Consider the following 26,047-nt stretch of genomic DNA (forward strand, 5'->3'; position numbering starts at 1 on the left):
TTGTTGGAACACAGGTGCAGCAGTGATCATTTACCAAGCCAGCAAGACGGAGTTTCTTCATCACACGCTCCGTGATGACATCGAAGACATCGTGCTCCGCCACGTCCGCCATGCTGGCGTCGCCGGTGGGGGTGAAAGTGAAGTGCGCTCCTGGCGAAGCTCGTTGTTTGAGATGGCCAAAGTGCTACAGGACGAGGAAATCCCGGACGACGCAGGCATCGCGATCGAGTACCAGTTACCCAGCAGTTCTCAGCGCATCGATTTCATGATCACGGGAGAAGACGAAACGGGATCCCCCAAGGTCGTGATTATCGAGTTGAAACAGTGGTCAAGCTCTCGATATAGCAGCAAGGACGGGATCGTCTGGGCACGACGCGGCGGACGCAACGCCGAGATCGAAGGCCCCCATCCCTCCTATCAGGCATGGTCGTATGCCGCGCGGCTCGAAGATCTCAATGCCGCCGTGCACGAACAAGGCATTCGCCTGCAACCCTGCGCCTACCTGCACAACCATCCCCGCGACGGGCAGATCGACCATCCGCATTACGAACCGCATATCCAGCGAGCGCCTCTCTTTCTCAAGAGCGACAAGGAAAAGCTGAGCCGCTTCATCAGCAAACACGTGCGACGCGGCGATCGTTTGAAATCCCTCTACGCCATCGAGCACGGCCGCATCCAGCCATCAAAAAGCCTGGTGGATTACGTAGCCAGCCTGATGCAAGGCAAGAGCGAATTTGTGCTGATTGATCAGCAAAAAGTCGTTTACGAGTCTATCTTGCAGATCGAAGCCCGGTCGGAGGAGAAGAAGCAGGTCGTCATCGTGCAAGGCGGACCAGGCACCGGAAAGTCAGTGCTCGCCATTAACTTGCTAGCGGCGTTGATCGGCCGGCAACGCAACGCACGCTACGTAACCAAGAACCGCGCCCCCCGAGAAGTCTTTCAAGCCAAACTGACGGGCACCTTCACCAAGACCCGGATCGGCAACCTCTTCAGCGGTTCGGGCGCCTTCACGAAGGACGAGTCCGACACCTATGACATCCTGTTGGTGGACGAAGCACATCGGCTCAACGAAAAGAGCGGCCTTTACCGCAATGAGGGGGAGAACCAGGTCCTGGAGATCATTCGGTCCGCGCGGTGTACCGTCTTCTTCACGGACGACGATCAACGAGTCACGATCTTCGATATTGGCCACACCGAAGAACTGAGGCGGCACGCCAGGAGGCTGGGCGCAGAAATCACGGAACTTGCGCTGACGTCGCAATTCCGATGCAACGGCTCTGAGGGCTATCTTGCTTGGTTGGAGAATACACTGGGAATTCGGCCGACCGCCAATCAAATGCTCGATCCGTCCGAGTACGATTTCCGGGTATTTGATAATCCCGCCGAAATGCACGATCTCATTGCCGCAAAGAACCAGGCAAATAATCGATCCCGCGTTGTTGCCGGCTATTGCTGGCCTTGGCCAAGCAAGAACAACCCCGAAGCGTGGGACATCCGACTCCCGCAATTCGATTATCAGAAGCGCTGGAACCTTAGTACAGACGGCAGTCTCTGGATCGTCAAACCCGGCTCCGTACAAGAGGTGGGCTGCATTCACACCTGCCAGGGTTTGGAACTGGACTATGTTGGCGTGATTATTGGAAACGACCTGGCCTTTCGCAATGGCCAGATTGTGACCGACCCCACCCAACGCGCCTCCTCGGACCAATCGGTCCGAGGTCTCAAGAAGATGGTGCGAGAAGATCCCGAACGCGCTCGGGAACTCGGTGACCTCATCATCAAGAATACCTACCGTACGCTGATGACTCGCGGCATGAAAGGCTGCTACGTCTATTGCACCGACAAGGCACTCGCCGATTATCTGCGCAGCCGACTGAGCACGACCCTAGAGCCAACCTCCGTGGTCTCCCTGGAGGACTCCAACGTCGTACCCTTAAGGCAGATCACGGAGCCTAAGCGCCAGAACAGCATGGCTGCGCTGCCGCTCATCGACATCAAAATGGCGGCTGGCGCGTTCTCAGACATCCAAGCACTCGAAGAGGCCGCCAACCAATGGCTCGAACCGCCTGATTGGGTCACTCCCCAGCCAGGTCTCTTCGTGGCTCAAGTCGTAGGCGAATCCATGAGCCGGCGTATTCCGAACGGATCATGGTGCCTGTTCCGCGCGAATCCCAGCGGCACCCGCCAAGGCAAAGTCGTGATCGTCCAACACCGGAGCATCGACGATCCTGAAACAGGCGGAAAATACACCATCAAGGTCTACTCCAGCGAGAAGACGATCAACCCGGACGGCAGTTGGCAGCACGAGCAGATCGTGCTGCATCCGGACTCGCTGCAACCCGGCTACGAGCCGATAGTGATCCATCGGGAAGCCGCTGGCGATGATTTCATGATCGTAGCGGAACTGCTGACCGTTCTCGATAACGAGGCCTGACCACTCGTCATAGGTACAGGCCAGACCATAGACTCAGACTACATTTTCAAGTTCGGTCCAGCGGGCTTGCGCCGGACCACGCGACCATCGCCGGCACCGAACCCGCGCGGCAGCAAGGCGGTCGAAGCGGCTGCGTGCGGGTTCGGTTCGCGGGCCAGGCCCGGCGAGTCAGTCGGCTTGGATGAGAGCGGTCCGGATCAGTTCTTGCAGGCGGCTGCGCTCGGCCTCGATGACTTTCGTCATGTCGGAGGGTGAGGAGGCCTCGACAGGCTCTATACCCAGCGTCAGGTACTTTTCCTTGATCGAGGGCGACGACACGGCAGCGTGGATCCCCTTGTTCAGAGACTCCAGGACAGGTTCAGGGGTTCCCACTGGCGCCAACAGGCCGATCCAAGCATAGAGGTCGAAGCCGGGGAGTCCAGCCGACTCGGCCAAAGGCGGCACCTCACGCAACGAGCTGCTTCGCTTCAAGGAAGAAATTCCGTACGCACGGATCTTGCCGGACTTCAACTGAGGTAGCACCGAGGTCACCGAGTCGAACATGAAATCGACACGCCCCGCCATCACGTCGACGAGTGCGCCGCTACTGCCCTTATATGGAATGTGTGAAACCTTCGCACCGATCTGCGAGATGAACAACTCGGAGGTCAAATGTCCGATCGAGCCATTGCCGGAAGAGGCGAAGCTGTACTTGTCGGGGTTGGCCTTAAGCAGCGCGACCAACTCTCGTGCATCTTTTGCCGGAAAGGACGCGGCGGTGACCAGCACATAGGGCACCGTCGCGATGATGCCCGCTGGCGCAAAACTCTGGGTGTCGTAGTTGGTCTTGAACAGCAGCGGATTGATGGTAACCGAGCCTGTCGATCCTGCCAGGAGGGTATAGCCGTCGGGCGCGGATCGAGCCACTGTCTCACTACCGATCGCGCCGCCCGCGCCAGGCCGGTTGTCGATGATGAATGCCTGCTTCATGCTGTCGTTCAAACGCTCGGCCACCGCTCGCGCGGCCGCATCGGTGGCCTGGCCCGCGGTCCACGGAACCACGACGCGCACCGGCTTGGACGGGTAGGCTTCCTGGGCCGACACGCAAGTCATTGCTGCAAGTCCCATCGTGGCGGCTGCAATCGAGTAGCGGGAAAAACGCATGGTTGTCTCCTATTGGATAATGAAATCGTTTTATCTGCCAGCGAGGCTGCCGGCAGGCACGGCAACGGTGTAATCCAGGTCCAGCACGACAGCCGGGTGATACTGCTTGCCATCGGCACCGCGCAGGACATCCACATCCGCGGGCGCCACGTTCTTTAAGCCGAGCAGGCGCAGCCGTAGCGCACCCACATCCTGGCGTTGGGGCAACGTCAGCCGTTCCATCACTTCGGAACAGGCGTACAAGGTGTCTCCCGCGACTGTGGGCGCCACATGCCTCCCGCCGTTGATTGCCAGCACGGAAAGGACGTTTTCGAGCCCGTCGTGCGACAGCGCGCGGCACACGGAGATTACGTGCCCCCCATATACCAGCCGCCGGGCGGTGGCCGAGTCACGCATATGGATCGCGTCAAAGTGAACGCGCGCGTTGTTCTGGTAGAGCCGAGTGGCCGACATGTGATCGGCCTCCTCTATCGTCATACCGCAGGGATGGTCGATACGCTGACCGGCGATGAAGTCACCCCACAGCCGCCGTGAACCGCTCGCCCTGCACCAAGTTTCCAGAGCGTCTGCGGTACGTATCGACGGCGCCGCGACCAACTGGCCGGGCGCAACGGCCAAAGGCAGTTTCGGCACCAGGGCTACTGGCGCAGGCGCGTCGGCGTCGCGCTTGCGGACCATCACCCAGCGTACCCAACTCAATACGCATGCCCCATGCTGATTGCGGCAGACCGAGAGCACATACACAACCCCGCTTGGGCTGCTCGCATTCTCCTTCACGCCAATGACGGTGCTCTCGGCGCTAAGCGTATCGCCCGCATAGACCGGGGCGAGAAACCGCACATCCGCATAGCCCAGATTGGCCACCGCGTTCAACGAGATGTCGGGAACGGTCTTGCCGAAGGCGATGTTGAACACCAGCAGATCGTCCAGCGGGCGTCCCGCATAGCCGAGCTGGCGTGCGGCCATCTCGGACGAGTGGCAGAGGACGCGCGTACCGGTCAGCGCGGTGTACACGGCGCTGTCGCCATCGGTCACGGTTCGCGGCGTAGCGTGGCGGAATACCTGCCCGGGCTGGAAGTCCTCGAAACAGTTGCCGTAGCGAAGGGGGGTTTCCATAGAGATCTCCAGTCATGCCGGGCCGGTCAAGCCCCTCAGCCGGCCATAAGGGGGTCTTGTGCGGGGCCCGCGACGATGCCCAGGGCGAGCAAGCGGCCGATCGCCGCATCGCCCAACCCCAGCACGTCGGCCAATACCTCGTCGGTGTGCTGGCCCAACATCGGAGCAGGAACGACGGGCGGGTGCGGGACTCCCATCAGGCGCACAGCGCCACCCGCGGCCAGGTGACGCCCGACCCCTGCCGTATGCACAGTCTGAAAAACCGGATTGGCACTTCCCAGCCGGGGATCCTGGGCGACCGCCTGCCGAACCGTGCGATAGGTTCCCCAACAGACTTTCTGCTCGGTGAAGCGCTGCCCGATGGTCTCCAGGCTGCGCGCCGCACACCACGGGACGATCTCGGCCGCGATGGCCTCCCGTGCAGCGTAACGGTCGCCTTCGTCATCGAGGTTCAGGCCCGTCGCCGCTTCGATGCGCCGCACTGCCTCCTGCAATCCGCAGGCCGCCACCAAGGCCTTCCATTGCCCTAGCGATATGGCAGCCACGTAAAGACGCCGGCCGTCCCGCGCGCCGAAATCCTTGCCGAACGCGCCGTACAGGAAATTGCCCAGCGCAGGCCGATCAACGTGCAATAGCTCCGCCTCTGCCAGGTAGCCCAAGTGCGACATCGTGGCAAACGCCACGTCTGACAACGCCAGCCGCATCTGCGCGCCGGTTCCGGTGACGGCGCGGCCTTGCACCGCGGCCGAAATGGCGAAGGCGGCCTGATAGGCGCATGCGATGTCCCACGCGGGCAGCACGCTGTTCACCGGCGCCTGCTCAGACCCGTTACCCGTCATGGCGGGCAAGCCCGTGGCACAGTTGACGGTGTAGTCGACGGCAGTGCTCCCGTCTGCATGGCCCTCGATGGTGCAAGTGATGACGTCGGCGCGCTGGCGCGCCAACGCGTCGTGCGACAACCAGGGCACGCCGATATTGGTAAGCAATACACCGCCTTGCTCGCCCGGAGCGCTCACTAGCGCTTGCACCAGTTCCCTGCCTTCGGGCCGACGGATATCCACCGCGACCGATCGCTTGCCCTTGTTCAGCCCCGTCCAATAGAGGCTGCGGCCCTCGGGCATGCGTGGCAGACGGCCGTAGTCGATGCCGCCGCCTATCATGTCGATCCGCACGACGTCCGCCCCGTACTGGGCAAGCGTCATCCCCGCCAGCGGCGCTGCGATGAATGCGGAACTCTCGATAACGCGGACACCGCGCAAGAAGGGTTGGCTCATGATGGGTTCTCTCACAATCGCAACCAAGCGTCGCGGCAGCAGGGCTAGATGACACGCGCTGCGCGCGCGGCCTGAAGATCCTCGGGCGACAAACCCAACAGCCGGCGATAAACCGCCTCGTTGTCGGCGCCGAGCGCCCTGCCCGCATGGCGGAACGTCGGTGGCGTCTCGGACAAGCGGGGCAACGGCGCAGGCAGCGTCAGCGCTCCCACGCGCGGATCTTCAATCTGCATCAGGTTCCCCCGCACTTCGAACTGCTCGTCCTCGAAGATCTCCTTGATGGAATAGATCTGCGCGCAAGGTACTCCGCCGGCTTGCGTTTTCGCCAGGACATCTTGCAGCGACCGTTCATTCATCCACGCGGCGACCAATCCGTTGATGTGATCGCGGTGGGCAACGCGCACTACGCTGGTTGGATAGTCCGCCGCGAGTCGAGGTTGCTCCATTACGCCGGCAAGGCGCTCGAACATCTTGTCGTTGGTGCACGCAAGCGCCACCCACTGGCCACTGCCAGTCCTGTAGTGGCTATGTGGAACCACGTTGACGGTATCGGCCCCCATTCGTTGACGCACCGTGCCGTACTTGGCGTAGGCCGGCGCCATCTCGTCCAGCAGGCGGAAGACCGATTCGTACAAGCCCAGATCGATGAACTGGCCACGTCCGTTCCGCTCGCGGGCGCGCAGCGCGGTCAGCACTCCGATGGCACCCCACATACCCGACACATAGTCGGCCATCGACGTCGAACCCGGCACCACCGGCGGGCCATCCGCCTCGCCCGACAACCACGACAGGCCCGAAAACGCATGCGCAATGCGCGCGAAACCGGGTTCGCCGCGCTTGGGGCCGGTCTGGCCATAGGCGCTGATCCGAAGCATCACCAGTCCCGGATTGATCTGGCGCAGCTCCTCGAAGCCCAGCCCCCATTTCTCCAGCGTCCCGGGCCGGAAGTTCTCCAGCACGACGTCTGACTTCGTCACCAGCGCACGGAACATCTCGGCGCCTTCCGGCCGACGCAGGTCCAGCGTAATCGCTTCCTTGTTGCGGGCTTCGCTAAGCCAAACCAGGCTGTCGCCGCACTCAGTGGGCGTACCGAACTTGCGCAACGAATCGCCTGAGTCCGGCTGCTCGACCTTTATCACCTCGGCACCGAAGTCGGCCAGTATCGTGCCGCAGAACGGAGCGGCAACAAAGGTGGCAATGTCGAGTACGCGTATGCCTTGCAGCGCGGGGATGGACGGATCTTGGCTTGTTTCGAATGACATGGGAATTCGCGCAATACGGTGGAAGAAACGCCTTGCCGTCGCGAACATGCTGCCGCGTCGGATGACAGATCGGAACTCTAATCATCTTCGGCCAGCCAAACAAACCAATTTATCTTTCAGATTATGCAGTTTGGCCGCACAATCGCCGAACGCATCCGCAGCGAGGTACCCATGGAAAAGCCACTGCCTCAAGTCAACCTGAAACTCATCCAGACCTTCATGCTGGTCGCCCGGCATAGCAGCTTCAGGCTGGCGGCCGAGCAGTCGTTTCGCTCGCAGTCTGCAATCAGCGCCCAGATCCGCCAGTTGGAAGACCAGTTGGGCGTGCCGCTGTTCATACGCACTACTCGCAGTGTCCGGCTGACGCCCGAAGGCGAGGAGCTGATGGAGCGCAGCCGGCGCGCCATGCATGAGGTCGAGTCGGGCCTGCGCGCCATCGCGGAACGCGCAGATGCCCGGCGCGGCCGAGTCGATCTAAGCTGTTCGCCAACCATCGCCGGCGGACGCCTGGCCCCCATTCTCGCGGCCTTCGACAAAGCGTTCCCCAAGGTGGAAGTGTCGGTGCGGGAACTAACCTTCCAGGCAATGTACGAGAGCATCCGCAGGCACGAGGTGGATTTCGGCATCGGTCCTTGCGTGCCGTCCGGCGAGTTCGATTTCGAGGTCGTACTCGAAGATCCACTGTATGCTCTGGTGCCCGTCGCGCTTGCCGGAGGACGGAAGCAGACGATAGGCCTGAACGCGCTTGCCCGCATGCCCCTGTTGATGCTGAATTATGCGACCGCCCTGCGCGGCTCTCTGGAGGACGCAATGACTCAACGCGGGCTGACCTGGCGAACACGCTACGAGTTCGGCCAGGCCCACACGCTGATCGCAACGGCCGCCGCCGGCCTGGGCGCTGCCATCTTGCCCTGTGTCGCACTGCCCTCTCATCTGCCTGACGAACTGCGCCAGCTACGCATCGTCAATCCCCCGATGGGGCGGCAGATTGCCATCATCACATCGCGGGGCCACAAGCTGTCGCCGGCCTCACAGAAACTTGTTCAACTGGTTCGAGATCGGTTCAGCGGGCACGATTGACGCCCCTGGCTCCAACACAAAGCGCGCCTACGAAGAGACCATTTCAGTAGTCTGCCAGCGGATAGCAGCGTGAACCCGTCTGGTCTGGCGCGACGTACTTGTCCAGACAAGCGTCATTTTCCTTCAGGAAGCCCTTGTCAATCGCGCCTTTGCAAGCTAGCTCCGCCTCACGCCGGATCTCTGCCTGTACGGCTCAGAATCGGTAGTGCTCGGGGACGTCCGCTTTGACCGGCCGTCAGCAATTGCGTATCGGAAGTCGGCGACGACCTGCTCCGCGGGCGCATGCCGTGCATCCCGTAACGGCCCTGGAGATCGAATATTCGCTCGCCTACCGCTTCATCGAAGCCGAAATCCTCCCGACGGCGCCTGAGCTTGGCATCGGAATCATGCCCAATCGCGTCCTGGCCGACGGGCTGCTCACGGGAGAGCCGCCGCAGGGTCCGCGGCGGCGACTCGGGCCCCTCAGCCGAAATCCGCGCTGCCGGCCACCGTGCAGAACCGTCCCAGGCTCTGCATCGAATTGGCGTGTTCCTGCGCGCTGTGCGCAGCGCAGCAGTCTTCCAGCACCACCATCTGGTAATCCCGGTCGTGGCCGTCGCGCACGGTGGCCTGGACCACCGCCTGGGTGGATACGCCCGAGCAGAAGATGCGCTCGATCTTCTGTGCGCGCAGCGCGGCCTCCAGGCCGGTAGCGTAGAACGGACTGACGCGGTGCTTGACCACCTGGATGTCGCCGGGCTCCACGCCCAGCGCGGGGTGGATCTCGGTGCCCGGGGTGCCGAGCCGGAACAGGCCGGCCTTGGGCGCGCCGGAGAACACCTGCGAACCTTCCGGGCATTCCGGATAGCCTTCGGAGAAGCCCACCCGCACGAAGCCGACTTTCATGCCTGCCTTGCGCGCCCGCGCGATGGCGGCGGCGGTGCGCTCCAGTATGCCGCGCGCGCGCACCTGCTCGCCCAGCGGGCTCTTGCCGTTGGGGCCTTCCTCATGCACCAAGTCGTTCTGCATGTCCAGCACCAGATAGATCGATCGCATTGCCTGAAACCTCCTTCAATGAATGAATGATATGAACCCGTGCATCCAGAGCGGCCGGGCGGACAATATCGACGTCAGTCGCACCACATCCCGCCGTTGACGTCGAGCACCTCGCCAGTGATGAAACCCGCCTCGCGGCCCGCCAGGAACAGGACGGCGTTGACCACGTCGTCCATCGCGCCCATGCGTCCAACCGGGATGGCCGCGCGCAGCGGCTCGGGAAAGGCCGTGGTCATGCGCGTGGCGATCGGCCCCGGCGCCACCGCGTTGACGGTGATGCCGGCCGAGGCTAGCTCCTTGGCCAGGAACGCGGTCATCGCATGGACACCGGCCTTGGACACGCCATAGGCGATGTTGCCCGCCACGCGCTGCTCGTCGGGATGAAGCCAGGGCCGAGCGTTGCCGCCGTTCTTGCCGACGATGGAACCCAGGTTGACGATACGCCCGTACCCCGCCCGCCGCATGGCGGCGATGGCGGCCTGGCAGCACAGGAAACTGCCTTTCAGATTGATGGACTGCACGCGGTCCCACTCCGCTTCGTCCAGATCCGCCGCGGCGCCGAATGACACCACCCCCGCGGCGTTGACCAGCACGTCCAGCCGGCCGTGCCGCCGCAGAGTCTCAGCGAACACGTCCCGCACCGAATCACGGCTGGCCACGTCCAGCGCCAACCAGTCCACGTCCGCGGCTGGCGGGAGGGTGTCGGGCCGGCGCGCATCGGCTGCCACCACCCGCGCGCCCAGCCCGGCCAGCGCGCCGGCCACGGCCCCCCCGATGCCCCCCGCGCCCCCGGTCACCAGCGCCACTTGGCCGGCGAAACCGTCCCGCGGCTTGGCGCTCATTCGATGGGCTCCACGGACGTCTTGACGATCTTGCTCCAGCGCGACGTCTCGTCGACCAGAAAGGCACCGAACTCCTTAGGCCCCGAGCCCAGTACCTGCACCCCCATCTTGGCGAAATTCTCCTGCGCCGCAGGCGTCTGCAGGGAGGCGCGGATGCCCGCGTCGAGTTTGGCCACGCGCTCGGCCGGCACGCGCGAACCCGTCATCACGCCCCACCACACCGATACGCGGTAGTCGGGATAGCCCTGTTCGGCGAAGGTCGGTACATCGGGTAGCGCAGCCGAGCGCTGCTCGTCGGCCACTGCCAAGGCGCGGACCTTACCCGCCTGGATCAGCGGCAACGCGGTGATCTGGTTGATGATGATGGCCGAGATGCGGCCCGAGATCAGGTCGCCCATTACCGCCGCGCCGCCGCGGTACGGCACGTGCACGATGTCGATGCCGGCCATGGACTTGAACATTTCGCCGGCCAGGTGCTCGGAGGTGCCATTGCCGCCGGAACCGAAATTCAGCATACCCGGCTGCTTCCTGGCCAGCGCCACGAAGTCGCGCAGCGTCTTGGCAGGCAGGTCGTTGTTGATGATCATCACGCTGGGCACCTTGCCTACCAGCGTGATCGGGCGCAAGTCGCGCGCGGGGTCGAACGGCAGGCGCTTGTACAGGCTGACGTTGACCGCCGTGGCGGGCGAGGCCAGAAGCAGTGTATAGCCGTCGGGCGCGGCCTTGGCGACGAAATCCGAGCCGATGTTGCTGCCCGCGCCGGGCTTATTCTCAACCACTACTGACTGGCCCAATTGGCCGCCCAGCCCCTGGGCGACGATGCGCCCGACCGTATCCACCCCGCCGCCGGGCGCGTACGGCACCACTAACGACAGAGGATGGTCGGGATAGTCTGCGGCCGCGGCGGCCGCTGGCCCCCATGCCAGGCCACCGGCCAGCAGCGCCAGGACGCCTATCGTGGTGGTGCGCCAAGCCCCCGAGTGCTGTATGAATCGCGTTGCCATATTGTCTCCTTGTGAATTCGTGGCGAGCCTCTAGGGCTGCGGCGCGGCCGGGTACACAGGCCCGTAGTGCGCGCGTAGTTCATCCAACTGCGCGGCCGGCGGCATGGCGTACATGGCGCGGCGCGAGGTCCACACGCCGCCCATGGAGCGCCGCATGCGCACGGCTGCCTCGCCCATCTTCAGCAGCGTGGTCACCCCATTCAGGATGGGGATGCCGGGCGCGGCCTCGTGCACGCCGTGGCGAGCCAGCAGCGTCATCAGCACACCGACGGCGGGAATGATGACCTCGGCGCCATCCCCGGCATGGGCCCGTGCGGCGGCCAGGAATTGGTCTACCAGCGCGCGCCCGGCCTGTTCGTCCGAAAAGCCCAAATCCAGGTCCACCAGACGGTTCACCGTCAACATACGTACGCCGGCCAGGCGGCTTGCCAGGCCGTATTTATTGACGTTCTCGACGATGCGCGGCGCGTGCTTGGCATTGCCCGTCACCAGCGCAAAATTTCCGCCCATCATGCACGCGACGTGCGACGAGGTTTCGCACAGGCCCAGCACCGGCATGGCGGCGATCTCGCGTGCCTCGCGCAGGCCCGGGTCGCCGATGTTGCCGATCAGGAAGGCGTCGAAGCCCTCGCGTGTGGCGCGCTCCACATTGGACAGCACCTCCTGGGCCTCAATGAATTCCAGGTAGCGGTATTGATCGCCGATGCCGCCGCGCGCCTCGATGCCGTGCACTTCGATCACGGTGTCGGGATCCTTGGCCCCCTCCAGCACGTCGTGCAGCGCCGCGTTGTAGGCTGGCCAAGCGTCGGGCCGTGTCAAGCTTTGGTACCAGATCTTCATCGCGCCTTCGCGGGATGCGGGGCGCGCGGCGATGTCATGGTGGCTCACTGCCGTCTCCTTTGTCATTTTGTGGCGCGCAGCGCCGGTTTCGAATGCCGGGAGTGTAGGCAGGGGGGCGCCGGGGATAAAGCAGGCGACGAAAAAAACACTATGAACCTAAAGTTAACAATGATTGCTAAAATAGGGAATTCATTTCCGTATTGATGCCATGCAGTCATCTTCCGAGCACCTGCATCACATCTCCACCTTCGTGCGGGTGGCTGAGGCGCGCGGCTTCACAGCGGCGGCGCGCCGGCTGGGTATTTCCACCGCAGCGGTCAGCAAGAGCGTGGCGCGGCTGGAGAATCGGCTGGGCGTCAAGCTGTTCAATCGCACCACGCGCAGCATTTCGCTGACCGACGACGGCGAGATGTTCTACCGCCGCTGCCGCGACATTCTTTCCGACCTGGAATCGGCCGAGGCCGCGGTGACGCGCGCCAGCGTGTCGCCGCGCGGCAAGCTGCGCGTGCATTCGCCCATCGGGCTGGGCCGGCATATCGTCATGCCCTCGCTGTCGGCGCTGACGCAGCGCTATCCGGACCTGACCATCGACGTCGACCTGAGCGACCGCACGCCCGACCTTGCCGAGGAAGGCATCGACGCCGCGCTGCGTGTGGGCGCGCCTGCCGACTCTCGCCTGATCGCCCGGCCGCTGGCGCGCAGCACCTTCGTTACCTGCGCCAGCCCGGCCTACCTGGCCGCGCGCGGCGCGCCGCGTACGCCCGCCGACCTGGACGACCACAACTGCCTGGCCTACGTAGTGCCGCAGACCGGCCGCTATCACGAATGGGAGTTCATGCACGAAGGCCGGCGCTGCGTATACACACCGGCTGGCACGCTGAATGTGAACAATGCCGAGGCCCTGCTGGACGCGGTGATCGACGGCGCGGGCATTGCCCGCGTGGCTAGCTTCGTGGCCGCGCCGGCCGTTCTGGACGGCCGCCTGCAACTGGTGCTGGCCGACTGCGTGGCGCCCGGACCGGTCATCCACCTGGTCTACCTGCAGAACCGCCATCTGTCGCCGCGCGTACGCGTGTTCGCCGACATGATGGCCCAGGTCATTCCGACCGAACCGCCTTGGGAGACGGTGCTGGGGCTGGCACCGGTTGGCTAAACCGGCGAACTCGGACGACCTTTTGCACGGATGTGGCGCGCACGCCGCATTCCGCCCCGATCGGGGCCCGAGGGTAAACGATTGCTTGCATGGCCCGCGGCAAAAAAATAATAATGGGAATCATTCTTGAATATGACCCCTAATTACGCTCCGCTGGCCGGGGCGGCGTTTTTCTTGCCTCCATGTCAGCGCCCTCCCCGATCCATCCCGCCAAACGGACGGCCACTGCCTCGGCAGTGCGCGAATTCGTCGACGACCTGCTCAGCCACTACCGGGACTTGTACCGGCACCTGAGCTACCAGTTGCGCAATCCGGACGACGCCGCCGACATTGCCCAGACCAGTTTCGAGCGCGCCTACGCCAGCGGCCTGGACGACGCCGGCAAGAACGGCCCCGGCGTGGAGTCGTCGCGCGGGCTGCTCTTTCGCATTGCCCACAACCTTTGCATCGACGAGGCGCGCCGCCGCAAGGTCGCCCGGACCTGGCTGGCCGAACACGCCCCGCTCGAAGCGGACCGGACTGCGCCCTCGGCCGAGCAGATCGTGTCGTATCGGCAGATGGCCGAGCGGGTGGCCGCGGTGCTGGCGTCCCTGCCCCCGCGGCGGATGCAAGTATTCCTACTGTATCGGGCCTATGGCCATAGCCGCGCAGAAATCGCGCAACAGTTGGGCATCACGGAAGCGGCGGTCGCCAAGCACCTGGTGCGCGGCACGCTGGATTGCTCCCGCGCCCTGCGCAACCTGCACCTGGATTCTGGCTCCGACGTCGCCAGCGACCGCCCGCAAACCAATTACGATCCGGCCACGGACGACGGCAACTGACCATCATGCAGCAAGTACCCGACGAGGGACTCATCGAGCAGGCGCTCAGCCTGATCGCCACATCGGAAATCGCGACTGAACGCGCCGCCCGCCAGGCCGCCTCGCGGTTGGCGGCCTGGCGCGCCCGTACGCCCCAGCACGAAACGGCCTACCTCGAAGCCCTCCGGCGCTGGAAGCTGCTGGCCGTGGTCGCGCCGGAAATGCGCGAGCATTTTCCCCAGGACATCCCGCTGGCCGCCAGCCGCGGAATGTCCCGCCGGACGCTGCTGGGCTTGGGCGTGGCGGGCGCCTGTACCGCATTGCTCGGCACGGGCTGGTACTGGCGCCAGCCCCTGTACCGGGCGTCCTATGAAACCGGCTCCGGCCAACTCTCGCAGGCCCAGGTGCCCGACCGCGCCGACGGCGGCGGCCTGGGGACGCGGATCGACCTCAGCGCCCAGACCCGGCTGGCCGTCAGCCTGTACCGGCACGAACGCGTGGTGGAACTGAGCCACGGCGAAGCGCTGTTTACCGTGGCGCCCGACGCCAGCCGCCCGTTCCGGGTCCGGACCCGGGGCGGCGAGGTCGAGGTCGTGGGCACGGTGTTCACCGTCAGCGACCGGGGCGGCGCCGTGTCGCTGGCCGTCGAGGAAGGCCACGTCCGCTTCCATCCCGCGCCGCGCGATGCCCGCTGGTACACGCTGGCGCGCGGCGGACCTTCCCTGGATTTGCGGGCCAACACCGCCGTCACCTGGCGCGACGGCGAGGTCGAGCCTGTCCGGCGCATCGACCCGGAAAGCGTGGCGGCGTGGCGCAACGGTTGGCTGTGGTTCGACAACCAGCGCCTGGACGAAGCGCTGCCGGCGATCAATGCCTTCCGCACCCGGCCCCTGACCGCGGCCAGCCCGGCCGTCAACGCCCTGCGCCTGACGGGCCGTTTTCGGAGCGCCGACGCCGACAGCGCCTCGCGTGTGCTCGAAGCCATCCTGCCGCTGCGCGCCGAGACGCGCGCCGACGGCGACGTCGTCTTGCGCCTGCGCTGAAATTTTTTTCGCCGGAGGTGTATCCGTTTCGGCGCCTCATCCGTCTTCTGTCTCGATAGGCCGCCCATTGGGGGCGACGATTTTCCCGATAGACGGAGTTGAAATGCACCAATCCGGTATTCGCCGGTCCGCGCTGGTCCTGGCGCTGGCGGGCGCGCTCGGCCTGCCGCTGGCCGCCACGCCCACGAGCGCCCAGGCCCAGGCCCAGTCCGAACGGCTCTACAGCATCGACCTGCCCGCGCAGCCCCTGAACACGGCGCTGACGGCGCTGTCGCGCCAGACCAATACCCCCATCATGGCGGGCGGTTCGCGCGTCGCGGCGCACAGCGCGCCGGCGGTCTCCGGCCGCATGACGGTCCAGGAAGCCTTGACGCGGCTGCTGGCGGGGTCCGGGCTGTCCAGCGCCGCCGCGCCTGGCGGAGGCTTCGCGGTGACCGCGCCGGACCAGAGCCCCGCCGTGACCACGCTGGCGCCGGTGCTGGTGACGGGCCGGCAGCAATTGCCCGACCCCTACGCGGGCGGCCAGGTCGCCCGCGGCGGCCGGGTAGGCCTGCTGGGCGAACGCGACGTGATGGACACGCCGTTCAATATGGCCAGCTACACCTCGGAACTGATCCAGAACCAACAGGCCAACTCCATCGCCGACGTGTTGGCCAACGACGCGTCGGTGCGAACGGTCAACGAGGGCCAGGGTTCGGTTGCCGGCACGGGCGACGAATTCCAGATCCGCGGCTTCCCGGTGCGCAACCAGGACGTGTCCTTCAACGGGTTGTACGGCATGCTGCCGCTGCGCACGATCGCGATGGATGGCGTGGAGCGGGTCGAGGTGCTCAAGGGCCCCACCGCCCTCTTGAACGGCATGAGCCCCCGGGGCAGCGTCGGCGGCGGCATCAACGTCGTGCCCAAGCGCGCCGGCGACGAGCCCCTGACCCGCCTGACCGCCACCTATCAATCCGATTCCCGCTTCGGCGGCATGGTCGACATCGGCCGGCGGTTCGGCGAGAACAACGAATTCGGCATCCGCTTCAACGGCTCGTACCGCGACGGCGACACGGCCGTCCAGAATCAATCCAATCAGATGGGAACGGCCATCGTCGGGTTGGACTACCGCGGCGACAGGCTGCGCGTCTCGCTGGACGCCGGACACCAGACCAACAACATCGACGCGCCGGGCGATTCGGGCGTGCTGATCTTCGGCGACCACCTGCCGGTGCCGCGCGCGCCCGACGCCTCCAAGGGCTATTCGCCCGACTGGGGCTATTCCAAGTCGCGCGACAACTACGGCGTATTGCGAGCCGAGTACGACATCACCCCCCAACTGACCGTATTCGGCGGCGTGGGCTACCGGCGCAGCAACAACCGCTACCTGTACGCGGACCCCATCGTGGTCGGCGAGAACGGCGAACTGCTGATGCGTCCGTACTATTGGCCCAGTTGGGAGCAGAACGTCTCCAGCGTATGGGGCGCGCGCGGCAACTTCAATACGGGCTCCGTCAAACACGAAGTGAGCCTGAGCTATTCGACCTTCGAACAGCGCGCCGGCTACTACGACTACTACATCTACGGCCTGTCGCCGTCCAATCTGTACGACCCCGCCGACATCCCCAAGCCGTCCACCGACGGACTGTCGAGTTCGCCGCCGCGCACCTCGCTCCTGAAGCTTCCGACAATCGCGCTGGCCGACACCCTGTCCTTCGCCGATGACCGGGTCCAGCTCACCGCGGGCGTGCGCTATCAGACAGTGAAGTCGACGAACTACAGCTACACCACGGGCCAGGAGACCTCCAACTACGACAAGTCGGCCGTGACCCCGGCGTTCGGCCTGGTGGTCAAGCCGTGGAGCGACGTTTCCCTGTACGCAAACTACATCGAAGGCCTGACCGCCGGCCCCATCGCTCCGGCCGGAACCGCCAATGCGGGCGAGATCTTCGCGCCCATCAAGACCAAGCAGATCGAGGCCGGCGTGAAGGTCGATTTCGGTTCGGTCACGACCACCCTCGGCCTGTTCCAGATCAAGCAACCTTCCGGACTGGCCACGGTCAGCGGCGGCGTGACGCGCTATGACATGGGCGGCGAACAACGCAACCGCGGCGTCGAACTGAACGCTTTCGGCGAGCTTGCCCGGGGCGTGCGCCTGCTGGGCGGCATCACGTATATCCAGCCGACGATGACCCGCACTGCCTCCCCCGACACCGAAGGCAACAGCGCCGTCGGAGTGCCGCGCTGGATGGCCAATATCGGCATGGAATGGGACCCGTCGTTCGCACCGGGACTGACGCTGACCGCCCGCGCGCTGTCGACCAGTTGGCAATACCAGAATCTGGAAAACACTCGCCGCATACCGGGCTGGACTCGCTGGGACGTGGGCATGCGCTACGCTACCCGCGCCTTCGACCATCCCGTCACGCTGCGCGCGACTGTCAACAATGTCTTCGGCAAAGACTACTGGTCGTCGGCATCCGAAGGGTACCTGCGCCTGGGTTCGCCGCGGTCGGTGATGCTGTCGGCGTCGGTGGACTTCTGAGCATGCACGGCAGGCCGGCGACCTCGCGCATCGAGATGCGTCCCAGGTCCTGACGGCCTAGGGGCACAACACCTCATCGAGTCAGGACGTCCAGGAACCGTCCATGAGGACTACCTGGACGTCCTGCTTCTGCTCGCCTTGCCAATCTTGGACTACCGTGCCGCCAGCTCGTTTGCAGAACGGTCAACGGCCTTCAGACGTTGTTCTATCTACTGTTCCTTCAACCCCAACGACTTCATCAGCGGGGCGAACAGTTTCTTCTCGTCCTCCACGCGCGCGGCATAGTCGGCCGCGCGCAGCGGTAGCGCCTCGGCGCCGGCGTCCAGGAAGCGCGCCTGGATCTCCGGCCGTGCAAGCACCTTGTTGATTTCGCCATTCATGCGTTCGACCACATCATCGCGGGTGCCGGCCGCGGCATACACGCCGAACAGGCTGTCCGCGAAAACGCCGTCGATGCCGACCTCGGAAAAGGTGCGTATGTCGGGCGCCACGGCAGCCCGCTGCCGGCTCGCCACCGCCAGCACCTTCAGCTTGCCCGCTTGCACCATGGGAAAGACCGTGGCCGGTCCGAACGCAAAGTCGATCTGACCCGCGGCCAGGTCTTGTATCGCCGGCGCCACGCCGCGATACGGCGCATGGGTAGCCTGCATGCCGGTCGCCTGCTTGAGCAGCTCGCCAGCCAGATGCGGCGTCGTGCCGTTGCCGGCCGACCCGTAGTTGAGCGGATTGGGCTGTTTGCGCGCGTATTCGACGAACGCTTCGAGCGTATCGACGCCCAGCGAAGACCGGACGAACAGGAACAACTGGCTGTTGGCCAGCAAGGCGACCGGTCGCAGGTCCCGCTGCGGATCGAACGGCATGCTGGTGAACATAACCGGGTTGACCGATACGGTCGTCGATGGATTGAGCAGGAAGGTATGGTTGTCTGCGCCATTGCGCACGACCTCGGCACCCGCCACGTTGCCGCCCGCGCCACCTCGATTTTCCACGATGACCGTCTGCTTCAAGGCCTCGGCCAAATGCGGCTGCACCGTGCGCGCCAGCACGTCGACCAGCCCGCCAGGGGCCAGCCCCACGACCAGGCGCACCGGCTTGGCCGGCCAGGCCTGGGATGGCGTTTGCGCATGGCTGCCCGTCGCCCAGCCAGTCAGCGCCAGCATCATCATGGCCAGGCAATGTCTACGCAGCGGCATGCGAATCTCCTTATAGGGCGCCACCGCGCGATACTGCGTACGGTGCGTCAGGTGCCGCACCACGGTGTATGCGCCTTGATGCCTCATCGCGGCGGCAGCCCTGCATATGCCGCTCATTCTTCACAAAACTTTAAGCATAAAGAATCCCGGATAACCCTAGTGTGTCGGAGGCGACAAGCGCAGCCTAGTGAGACCGCTTTGGTCCCTGCCGGTCAGGCGCCTAGCAGGCGCCCGTATCCGGGCACAGCCTTGGCCCCGCTACCCGCGAGACGTACCGCGTCCCAGAACCCGGCGGGCGAACTGGACACGACGGGCACGCCCAGGCGACGCTCGACTTCCGGGATGGCGTCCAGGGTCAGCAGACCGCCGCAGGACAGCAAGATTCCATCGCTGTCCGGCGCCGCCTCGATGGCGCGCACGCAAAGGTCGACCAGCGTGTCCGTGTCCACGCGGGCCATGGCGTCCACGCCCGTGATGCCCAGGCTGCGGCACGCGGCAGGGGTAAGGCCCTCCTCGGCAAGGAACGCGGCCAGGCGCTCGTTCACATCATCGATGTAGGCCGTCGCCAGCGCGACACGCGCCACGCCCAGGGAGCGCAGTCCATTGATCACCGCCGTGCTCATGGTCGTGCACGGCAGGCCGGTGGCCTCATGCATAGCCGCAGTCAACGCCCTGTTGAAGGCCGCGCCCCGGTAGAAGCTGAGCGAGGTGCCCATCAACGAGATCACCTCGGCCCCCTGCTCCTTCAAGCGACGCGTATGGTCCACGACCGATTCGATCACCGCGTCATAACCCGCCGGCGTCACCGAGCCCAGTCCCAATCCGCTGGCGATGAAAGGCAGGCCGGGATAAAGGCGCGCCCCGTCCGCCGGCACCAGGCCGGCGGCGGGCGGCACGATCATGCCGATGATGGGCATGCTTGAGTCTTGCATGAAAACGTCTCCTTCTGATGGATATCGAGAATTCAAGGGGCGAACGTCAACTTGGCGCGCGAGATCAGGTCGACCCAGCGCTGCTCCTGCGCCGGCAGCCAGGCGGCGAGCGCGTCCGCAGGCTGATAGCGCACCAGCGAACCTTGCGCGATGAACGCCTCCTGCAACTTGGGCTCGGCCAATACCTTCGGCAAGGCCTGCGCCACTTTTTCAAGCGCGGCGGCCGGCGTCTTGGCCGGAGCCAGCAGAAATATCGCGGGCGTGGCATCGAAACCGGGCAGCGTCTCCGCCACCGTGGGCACCTCGGGCAAGCCCGGGAACCGGCTGGCGCCCAGGACCGCCAGGATGCGGATGCGCCCCGCGTCGGCCTGCGGAATCACCGCGGGCAGGCTGGAGATGGCGGCCGACACCTGATCCGACGCGACCGCCTGGACTGCCGGGCTGCCCCCCTTGTAGGGCACGTGCACCAAGTCCACGTTCGCCATCGCCTTGATCAGTTCCCCGCCCAAATGGTGCATCGATCCGACACCCACCGACGCGTAGGTATAGCGGCCGGGCTCCTTCCGAGCCATCGCCAACAGGTCCGACAGCGTGCCCGCCGGACTGGACGCCGGCACCGCCAGCGCCAACCCCGCGTCGCCCACCATGGCGACGGGCGTGAAGCTGGAGCTCATCCGGTAATTCACTTTCGGGTAGATGTGCGGCGCGAGCAGCAGCGAGGTGTCCGCCAGCAGCAAGGTCGCGCCGTCCGGCTCCGCCCGCGCCACCACGTCGGCGGCAATCGTACCGCCCGCCCCGGCGCGGTTCTCGACCACCACGGGCCGGTCGATGGCCTGCGCCAGCCCCTGAGCCACGAGGCGCGCCAGCGTATCCACGCCCCCGCCCGGCGAAAACCCCACGACGATCTTGACCGGCGTCGTCTGCGCCTGCGTAGCCGGGCTCGTCACGGCAATGAACACGGCGGCCGCAAGGCCTGCAACACGATGGAACATGGCTTGTCTCCTGTTTTTTTTCGATGGCGTAAAAGCGCCAGGCAGCACTGCGCCCCCGGCCTGCGCCGGCAAACGCGTTGCACGGTTCAGTTGATGGGGTTGGAATGCCTGCCCACGACGCGCGGGCCGTATAGCCAGGCCAGCGTGGCCGCCGGCGCGGCCTGCTCCGCGGCGCGCATGCTTCCCACCGCCGCGAACAGCCCCTGCGGAAAACGCTCGGCGAATTCGCGGAACTGCTGCCCACCCTCGACGATGTGGCGAGTGGCGGCCCGCGAAGCCGCCCCCTCATCGCCATCCAGCACCGCCTCCAGAATGCCGGCATGTTCCCGCCACGAGCACGCGAGACGCCCCGGTTGATCGAAGTGGCGAAGCCGATACGGATGTGTGCGCTTGCGGATCGCCATGATCTGCTGAATCAGGTAGTCGTTTCCGCTAGCGCGATAAAGGACGTCGTGGAACGCCAGGTTCGCGGCGGCGTAGCCGCCTGGGCGCTGCGCGGCGAGGTCCGGCTCGGCATCGCGATGCGCTGCCAGCAGGTCCCGGCGCCCCGACTGGGTAATCCGTTGGCTCGCAAGCCCCGCGCACAGGCCTTCCAGATATGCCAGGGTCTCGAACATATTGGCCAGTTCGCCAGGCTCAAGCGCTGCCACGAATATGCCGACACGAGGCTTGATGTGCACGAACCCCTGGGCGGAAAGCTGCAGCAAGGCATCCCGCACGGGCGTGCGCGAAACACCGCAGCGCTGCGCCAGCAAGGTCTCGTCCAGCGCCAGGCCAGGGGGCAGTTCTGCATTGACGATCTGATCCTCCAGCGTCTGCCGTATCCGGTCGGCCGCCGTGGCGGGGTAAGGCTTCTGCATGACGATTCCCTAGCTGGCAACAGTGGAATGATTATCGTCAGGGGAATCTGATATATCAACGCGCCTGCCGGGCGGCTGTCGCCTTTTTCGCCATGGCTTTGCGCTTGCAAGGGGACCCGATACCCTCGAAACTGAGTGTCCGCACGGTCTCGGGCGATCGCGATTATTCCGAAACGCCTCCCGGCGTGTATCCAAAGCGTGTAGCAGACTCTTCTTCTAATGCTTCGTCGCCAAACCGGAGGTGGAAAATGGGAAGGGATATTGGTTCTCGGGCTGCCCGTATGCTGACTTTCGCTGCCACACTGGGATTTTCCAACCTGCTGGGTCTTCCGGCAGCGCATGCGAAGGATTGCGCTGGGGCTGAACTCAGGAATGTCGGAGGCGTGGCGCGCGCATGGAAGCTGGCGGATGGAGGTGTCGCCGCCTACTCCAAAATGAATATCAACATCGACGGCTACGCGCGGGCCTACCACCCCCAAAACGCAAGTGCTGGCGCCCTGCTGCACTTGTGCAACGCCCGACGGCCCTATGCGCCCGATGGCACCTCGTACAACGCTTCAAAAGACAATCCGACTTGCACGGGGCGCTTCATGGACGACTACGCTCGCATCGGCGCGGCCGGTTGGAAGGACACCTCCGTCGGAGTCATCAGGTGGTTTGGCGTTTTGGGGCGAGACCAAGTCCAGCTCAATGGCGTGAATATCAAGTCGGTCGTCCCCGTCCTCCAGAAAGACGGCTCCGGCTTCTACGTGTCGCCCACCGCGCTTGCGGATAACGCCATCGCCGACGCAGCGGACCAATCAAGATACCTCAATCCGCTGCGCGTGCCCGCCGCCGTCGTTCCGGATTCAGTCATGGCCCAGGGCGTGAAAATGGGAAGCTTCGGCGTTGCCTACAACAAAGACACGCGTATTGCGGTGCCGTTTGTGGTTGGCGACGCCGGGCCGGCAATAGGCGAAGGCAGCATCGCGTTGGCGAGACTCGCGGCAGGCCTGGCCATCAAGGACCCCATCCAGCACAGCGAACGGTACAAAGGCCAGGTCGACGCCAAAAACGTGCTCTGGATCTACTTCAAAGACACGCCGGCTCCGTATGACAGCACCAAGGAGGTCTCTACCGTCCAGAACGCGAAGGACGCCTTCCAGGCATGGGGTGGCGAGGCGCGCCTGGCGCTCTGTGTGCAGCAGGTGCCGCGGAACTAGAAGGTGGGCGCTATTGGACAGCCGCCGTAAGGCGGTTCCGCCATTTCCCGCGCAGCCACGTTGGATTCTCGACGGAGCCGCTAGTGCTGCTACGCGCAGCCGATGCGGCGATGAAGTCAAACGTTTGGAACATTGCTGCGTTGCAGGGGAGTCCGACTTAGGCTCACTGCTTGGCAAACGCTTCGTAGGCCAAGACCGCGCGCTGCATATATGGCCAGCGCTTCTTCATGCGAACCTTCGCATCTTTGCAGCCTGCGGGGCCTAAATCAGCGTAGGCGTTCAGTTCCTTTTTTATTCGGGACTCCCCGCTAGACGCTCCTTTGGCTCTCTCGAAGGCACATTTCGCCAAGACTGGAGAAGAATTCCAAATGCGCGCTACGACGAAGGCTTCTGCCACCTGATGCCCCCCCTGTAGTACAACAAGACGATAGGCTGAGGCTCACTCATTGTTCGCAAAGTCGCGCATTATGCGGAACTGAACGTCTTCGTGGCGCAAAGCCTCACGCATCCCGTGGCGGTAGACCTGCCAGTCCTTGGGAGTCAGTTCTAGTGCAGGCCTCAGGTGCTTCTGGCAATAGTCGTCGCCAGCATAGTTCGTATGCTTGGTGTCCTGGAACTCGGCGCCTGACAAGTCGCTCTGTATCTCGGTGAGCGGCTTGGTGCAGTGGCCACCGGCCGCATAAAGCTTGTCGAAGTTAACTCCCTTGAGACGAAAGAACTCGTTCTTGTGTTCAGCCGGAACGACGTCGGGGTGGTTCGCCTCAATGTAGGCCATGAGGCGAGCCAAGCCGCCGGAGTCCTGGTGCATCACGCCAACTCCTCCTTTGGAGTAGCTCATCAGGTGCTTACCGTCCCCAGTGCTTTCAACAGGGCCCCAGTTTTTGCCTGCGGGGTCCCTCGGCAGATTCGACGTGGGCGAAACACCCCATTCGGCGACCGACAAAGCGAGCGGGATGGGGGAAAGATTGGCGACTGCAATTGGGTCCGCCGGGTTGGCCTGATAAGCCTCGACCAGCGACTTGATGAAATCAGCCTGGAGAACCTCCCCGCTACTATTGTCGTCCGCTGTAGGACTCCATTTACCTTGGGCAAGAAAGGCTCTCATTGCTTCCTCGGCGGGGCCGAGAAACGGCGCCGCAGCGGACTCAGCTACGACCAAACTCGGAAGCGCTGCTAACGCCAAGCACCCAGCGACGCTACGAAGCCGCCCCTCAATACGGGATACATTCATCGCAGCTCTCCTCATTAGTGGCGGAGCGCTCTTCCGCCTGGCTACGCCAGCTTTTCCTTGTTGCCACCGCACAGGCTTGATAGAAACCCCATTCTCGACCTCCTCAGCCATTACTGAACATGAACAGGATCAATCCAATCGAAATTGCGATATGCAAATAGTCGAATGGGCGGAGCGGCCCCTTGCCCAAGAATCTGTAACCAACGCCCGTAGAGATCACTCGATATCGTGCAATCGGAAAAATGGGAATGCCAAAAAACACGAAGTAATAGGTCGCCATGCGCGACCCATCCGGCTTCGGGTCGGTTCCTCCATAAATCGTGGTACCGATCCCGTTGATTGTTCGCAGTGAGGGCGCCTTCTTGATCGGCTCAAGGCCTCCCAGGCTATCGTGATTCCCCCGAACGACGATCAGGTTCTCGTTCAGTTTCTTCCGAAGCTCCGTATCTGAAGCGATCTCCAATGCTTTTTGCAGAAGGAATATGCAAGGCACCCACTTAGAAGTCTGATTCCCAAAAGCAATGGCGCATTGCATGATACCCACCGCGAGAATATTCTGAGCTTCACGATACATCGGGGAGTTCGTCTTGATCTGCGCGGCTCTCAAGAGGGACATGCCTTCAGTCAGTAATCTTTCGCCGTCGTTGTTTGCCGTACTTGGACTGCGATCAATACTCTTAAGCACTCCCTCAACAAGATTTCGGATTGGTTCAATTGCAGCCGATTCGTTTCGACGCTGTTGAATGTCAGCAAGGGCTTCTGCATCTTCCCCAACCTTCTCAGAGACGTCCGGCACCTCGGCAAAGATTTCCTGCACCAAACTTGTGAGCCGCTGGGCCTCCTTCAACATGTCGTGCTTATTGAACAGATCGATGGCAAGGCTACGAATCTCGTAGGCCAAGTCGCGGCTCGCTTCGTGGTCGATGCCGCGCGCCTTCGAACTCAGCTGTATAGGCTGCGCGATCTTGTCCCAATTGCGCGCGACAGCATCGAGCTTGTCCACATAGGGTTTGACGGCGGCTTCGCCGGAGCCAGCATGGTCTCTGGTCGTCTTGATGAGCTTATGAACGTTCTCAGCTTCCTTTTGCAGAACACCTTGAGTTTCTACTTCGTAGCTGTCCACAAGGTCGTCGATCAGCCCTGGCGCATGATCCTCACCGCCGGAGGTCACGCCATCTACGGTTTCGGTCATCACTTGGATGAGCGTCATCGGCGGTAGCCTGTCGAGCGCATCCTTGATGGCAATTCGGTAATATCGCTTGCGTTCCGTCAGTTCGGCTTCGATCTGGTCGAGCGCGCGGACTTCTGGAAAGCCGGACACGGCGCGATCCTCATTGATATCGCGGAGCACCTCTTCCGGGTTCAACTCTTCCACGAGGTACGCGGTGTCCATGATGAACCCAGCCAAGTCGTCCACATCGTGCTTGCCATCCACGGCCTCGAACGCTGCGGCCAGCAGATTCAGGTGGGCGAGCGTCGGCAGACCCGATTCATCTCGAATGGCCATCGGGTCGTTGAGTAGGTTTTCGACCAATTGGCCCGCCTTGCGTGGCGAGACGCCGGGAAGCCATGCGATCTCCGCACCCAAGCGGGTACGCGGATTCGTTAGGTCGGAGCGCGCCTTCTGGCAAACGTCGTGATCCAGTTCGAGCGACTTCTCTTCTGCCAAGTCGACGATGCGCTTGCGGTTGTCGCGAGTGGTCACGCCCAAGACAGCAAACGCCGACTGATGCAGCACGGTCGTGGTGAGACGGGGTTCCGGTTTGACCGGGTCCGGTGGTGGCGCAACCCGCTGCGGGGCTGCCGGTTGAGGTTGCACGCCGAGCATCGCCAGAAGCTGAGGGTCTTTCAGGGCCTCAAGAGCCTGAATAAGCGCCTCTCGCGGGACGGACAGCTTCTTGCCGCTGTGCAACTCATGGCTGTATTGCGCGAGTTGACTTTTCGACGACAGGTGATCGGACAGCGCGAGCGAAACGGCATATTCGCTGTTCGTGCCTGGGACAACATGACAGCTCCTACAAGCGATCAATGCGCCGGATTTCGCGGAACCACATTTGAAGCAGATTGCCATTGCCATTCCTGTCTCG

Annotated in this window: 21 protein-coding genes and 1 pseudogene; 8 read left to right on the top strand and 14 right to left on the bottom strand. The window is 63.9% G+C overall.

Going from position 1 to position 26,047, the window contains the following annotated elements; all coding sequences use genetic code 11:
* The first annotated feature begins 22 nt into the window (after nt 1-22).
* The gene (locus WHX56_RS21970) at nt 23-2,434 is read left to right on the top strand and encodes a DNA/RNA helicase domain-containing protein (RefSeq protein WP_338878995.1); all 2,412 of its coding nucleotides are present in this window, start codon (nt 23-25) and stop codon (nt 2,432-2,434) included.
* A gap of 168 nt (nt 2,435-2,602) precedes the next feature.
* Here the strand turns inward: WHX56_RS21970 and WHX56_RS21975 are convergent, their stop codons facing one another.
* Genes WHX56_RS21975 through WHX56_RS21990 form a run of 4 tightly spaced genes read right to left on the bottom strand, consistent with a single transcriptional unit; the run spans nt 2,603 to nt 7,229 of the window.
* The gene (locus tag WHX56_RS21975) at nt 2,603-3,577 is read right to left on the bottom strand and encodes a Bug family tripartite tricarboxylate transporter substrate binding protein (protein WP_129242498.1); all 975 of its coding nucleotides are present in this window, start codon (nt 3,575-3,577) and stop codon (nt 2,603-2,605) included.
* Nucleotides 3,578-3,607: 30 nt separating this feature from the next.
* Nucleotides 3,608-4,693 (bottom strand): MaoC family dehydratase, encoded by a 1,086-nt coding sequence (locus WHX56_RS21980; protein ID WP_338878996.1) that lies wholly within the window; start codon nt 4,691-4,693, stop codon nt 3,608-3,610.
* A gap of 35 nt (nt 4,694-4,728) precedes the next feature.
* Nucleotides 4,729-5,967, bottom strand: coding sequence for a CoA transferase (locus WHX56_RS21985; RefSeq protein ID WP_129242496.1), 1,239 nt, complete (start codon nt 5,965-5,967; stop codon nt 4,729-4,731).
* 44 nt (nt 5,968-6,011) lie between these two features.
* Nucleotides 6,012-7,229, bottom strand: coding sequence for a CaiB/BaiF CoA-transferase family protein (locus WHX56_RS21990; RefSeq protein ID WP_338881817.1), 1,218 nt, complete (start codon nt 7,227-7,229; stop codon nt 6,012-6,014).
* A 171-nt stretch (nt 7,230-7,400) separates the two neighbouring features.
* Between WHX56_RS21990 and WHX56_RS21995 the strand changes: the two genes are divergently transcribed.
* Complete coding sequence (locus WHX56_RS21995) at nt 7,401-8,309, top strand: LysR family transcriptional regulator (protein ID WP_338878997.1); 909 nt, start codon at nt 7,401-7,403, stop codon at nt 8,307-8,309.
* A gap of 287 nt (nt 8,310-8,596) precedes the next feature.
* Nucleotides 8,597-8,689: pseudogene (locus WHX56_RS22000) on the top strand (hypothetical protein); the annotation flags it as partial.
* 82 nt (nt 8,690-8,771) lie between these two features.
* On the opposite strand, the gene WHX56_RS22005 reads toward WHX56_RS22000, so the two are convergent.
* From WHX56_RS22005 to WHX56_RS22020, 4 genes are all read right to left on the bottom strand, one after another.
* Complete coding sequence (locus WHX56_RS22005; protein ID WP_129242493.1) at nt 8,772-9,344, bottom strand: cysteine hydrolase family protein; 573 nt, start codon at nt 9,342-9,344, stop codon at nt 8,772-8,774.
* 74 nt (nt 9,345-9,418) lie between these two features.
* Nucleotides 9,419-10,186 carry an SDR family oxidoreductase gene (locus tag WHX56_RS22010; RefSeq protein WP_129242492.1) on the bottom strand — a complete coding sequence of 256 codons (768 nt, stop codon included), beginning with the start codon at nt 10,184-10,186 and terminating at the stop codon, nt 9,419-9,421.
* Nucleotides 10,183-11,190, bottom strand: a complete 1,008-nt coding sequence (locus WHX56_RS22015; protein ID WP_338878998.1) for a tripartite tricarboxylate transporter substrate binding protein — start codon at nt 11,188-11,190, stop codon at nt 10,183-10,185. The genes WHX56_RS22010 and WHX56_RS22015 overlap by 4 nt, the downstream gene beginning before the upstream one ends.
* A gap of 30 nt (nt 11,191-11,220) precedes the next feature.
* Complete coding sequence (locus tag WHX56_RS22020) at nt 11,221-12,078, bottom strand: aspartate/glutamate racemase family protein (protein ID WP_287756288.1); 858 nt, start codon at nt 12,076-12,078, stop codon at nt 11,221-11,223.
* 160 nt (nt 12,079-12,238) lie between these two features.
* Between WHX56_RS22020 and WHX56_RS22025 the strand changes: the two genes are divergently transcribed.
* From WHX56_RS22025 to WHX56_RS22040, 4 genes are all read left to right on the top strand, one after another.
* Nucleotides 12,239-13,183, top strand: coding sequence for a LysR family transcriptional regulator (locus WHX56_RS22025; RefSeq protein ID WP_338878999.1), 945 nt, complete (start codon nt 12,239-12,241; stop codon nt 13,181-13,183).
* 182 nt (nt 13,184-13,365) lie between these two features.
* Nucleotides 13,366-14,004, top strand: coding sequence for an RNA polymerase sigma factor (locus WHX56_RS22030; RefSeq protein ID WP_338879000.1), 639 nt, complete (start codon nt 13,366-13,368; stop codon nt 14,002-14,004).
* Between the two features lie 5 nt (nt 14,005-14,009).
* Nucleotides 14,010-15,026 carry a FecR family protein gene (locus WHX56_RS22035; protein WP_338879001.1) on the top strand — a complete coding sequence of 339 codons (1,017 nt, stop codon included), beginning with the start codon at nt 14,010-14,012 and terminating at the stop codon, nt 15,024-15,026.
* 103 nt (nt 15,027-15,129) lie between these two features.
* Nucleotides 15,130-17,550 carry a TonB-dependent receptor gene (locus WHX56_RS22040; protein ID WP_338879002.1) on the top strand — a complete coding sequence of 807 codons (2,421 nt, stop codon included), beginning with the start codon at nt 15,130-15,132 and terminating at the stop codon, nt 17,548-17,550.
* Between the two features lie 209 nt (nt 17,551-17,759).
* Here the strand turns inward: WHX56_RS22040 and WHX56_RS22045 are convergent, their stop codons facing one another.
* From WHX56_RS22045 to WHX56_RS22060, 4 genes are all read right to left on the bottom strand, one after another.
* Nucleotides 17,760-18,743, bottom strand: a complete 984-nt coding sequence (locus WHX56_RS22045) for a tripartite tricarboxylate transporter substrate binding protein (protein WP_338879003.1) — start codon at nt 18,741-18,743, stop codon at nt 17,760-17,762.
* 212 nt (nt 18,744-18,955) lie between these two features.
* Nucleotides 18,956-19,675: an aspartate/glutamate racemase family protein gene (locus WHX56_RS22050; protein WP_338879004.1), complete on the bottom strand. Its 720-nt coding sequence runs from the start codon at nt 19,673-19,675 to the stop codon at nt 18,956-18,958.
* Between the two features lie 32 nt (nt 19,676-19,707).
* Entirely contained in the window at nt 19,708-20,667 is a 960-nt protein-coding gene (locus WHX56_RS22055) for a tripartite tricarboxylate transporter substrate binding protein (RefSeq protein WP_338879005.1), read from the bottom strand.
* Between the two features lie 86 nt (nt 20,668-20,753).
* On the bottom strand, nt 20,754-21,527 hold the full coding sequence (locus tag WHX56_RS22060; protein WP_338879006.1) for a GntR family transcriptional regulator: 774 nt from the start codon (nt 21,525-21,527) through the stop codon (nt 20,754-20,756).
* Nucleotides 21,528-21,808: 281 nt separating this feature from the next.
* On the opposite strand from WHX56_RS22060, the gene WHX56_RS22065 reads away from it, so the two are divergent.
* Complete coding sequence (locus WHX56_RS22065) at nt 21,809-22,729, top strand: hypothetical protein (protein WP_338879007.1); 921 nt, start codon at nt 21,809-21,811, stop codon at nt 22,727-22,729.
* Between the two features lie 439 nt (nt 22,730-23,168).
* Here the strand turns inward: WHX56_RS22065 and WHX56_RS22070 are convergent, their stop codons facing one another.
* Both WHX56_RS22070 and WHX56_RS22075 read right to left on the bottom strand, forming a co-directional pair.
* Nucleotides 23,169-23,960 carry a hypothetical protein gene (locus WHX56_RS22070; protein ID WP_338879008.1) on the bottom strand — a complete coding sequence of 264 codons (792 nt, stop codon included), beginning with the start codon at nt 23,958-23,960 and terminating at the stop codon, nt 23,169-23,171.
* 103 nt (nt 23,961-24,063) lie between these two features.
* Complete coding sequence (locus tag WHX56_RS22075; RefSeq protein WP_338879009.1) at nt 24,064-26,037, bottom strand: hypothetical protein; 1,974 nt, start codon at nt 26,035-26,037, stop codon at nt 24,064-24,066.
* Between the last annotated feature and the right edge of the window lie 10 nt (nt 26,038-26,047).

The organism is Achromobacter veterisilvae (assembly GCF_037619525.1).
Taxonomy (GTDB): domain Bacteria; phylum Pseudomonadota; class Gammaproteobacteria; order Burkholderiales; family Burkholderiaceae_B; genus Achromobacter; species Achromobacter veterisilvae.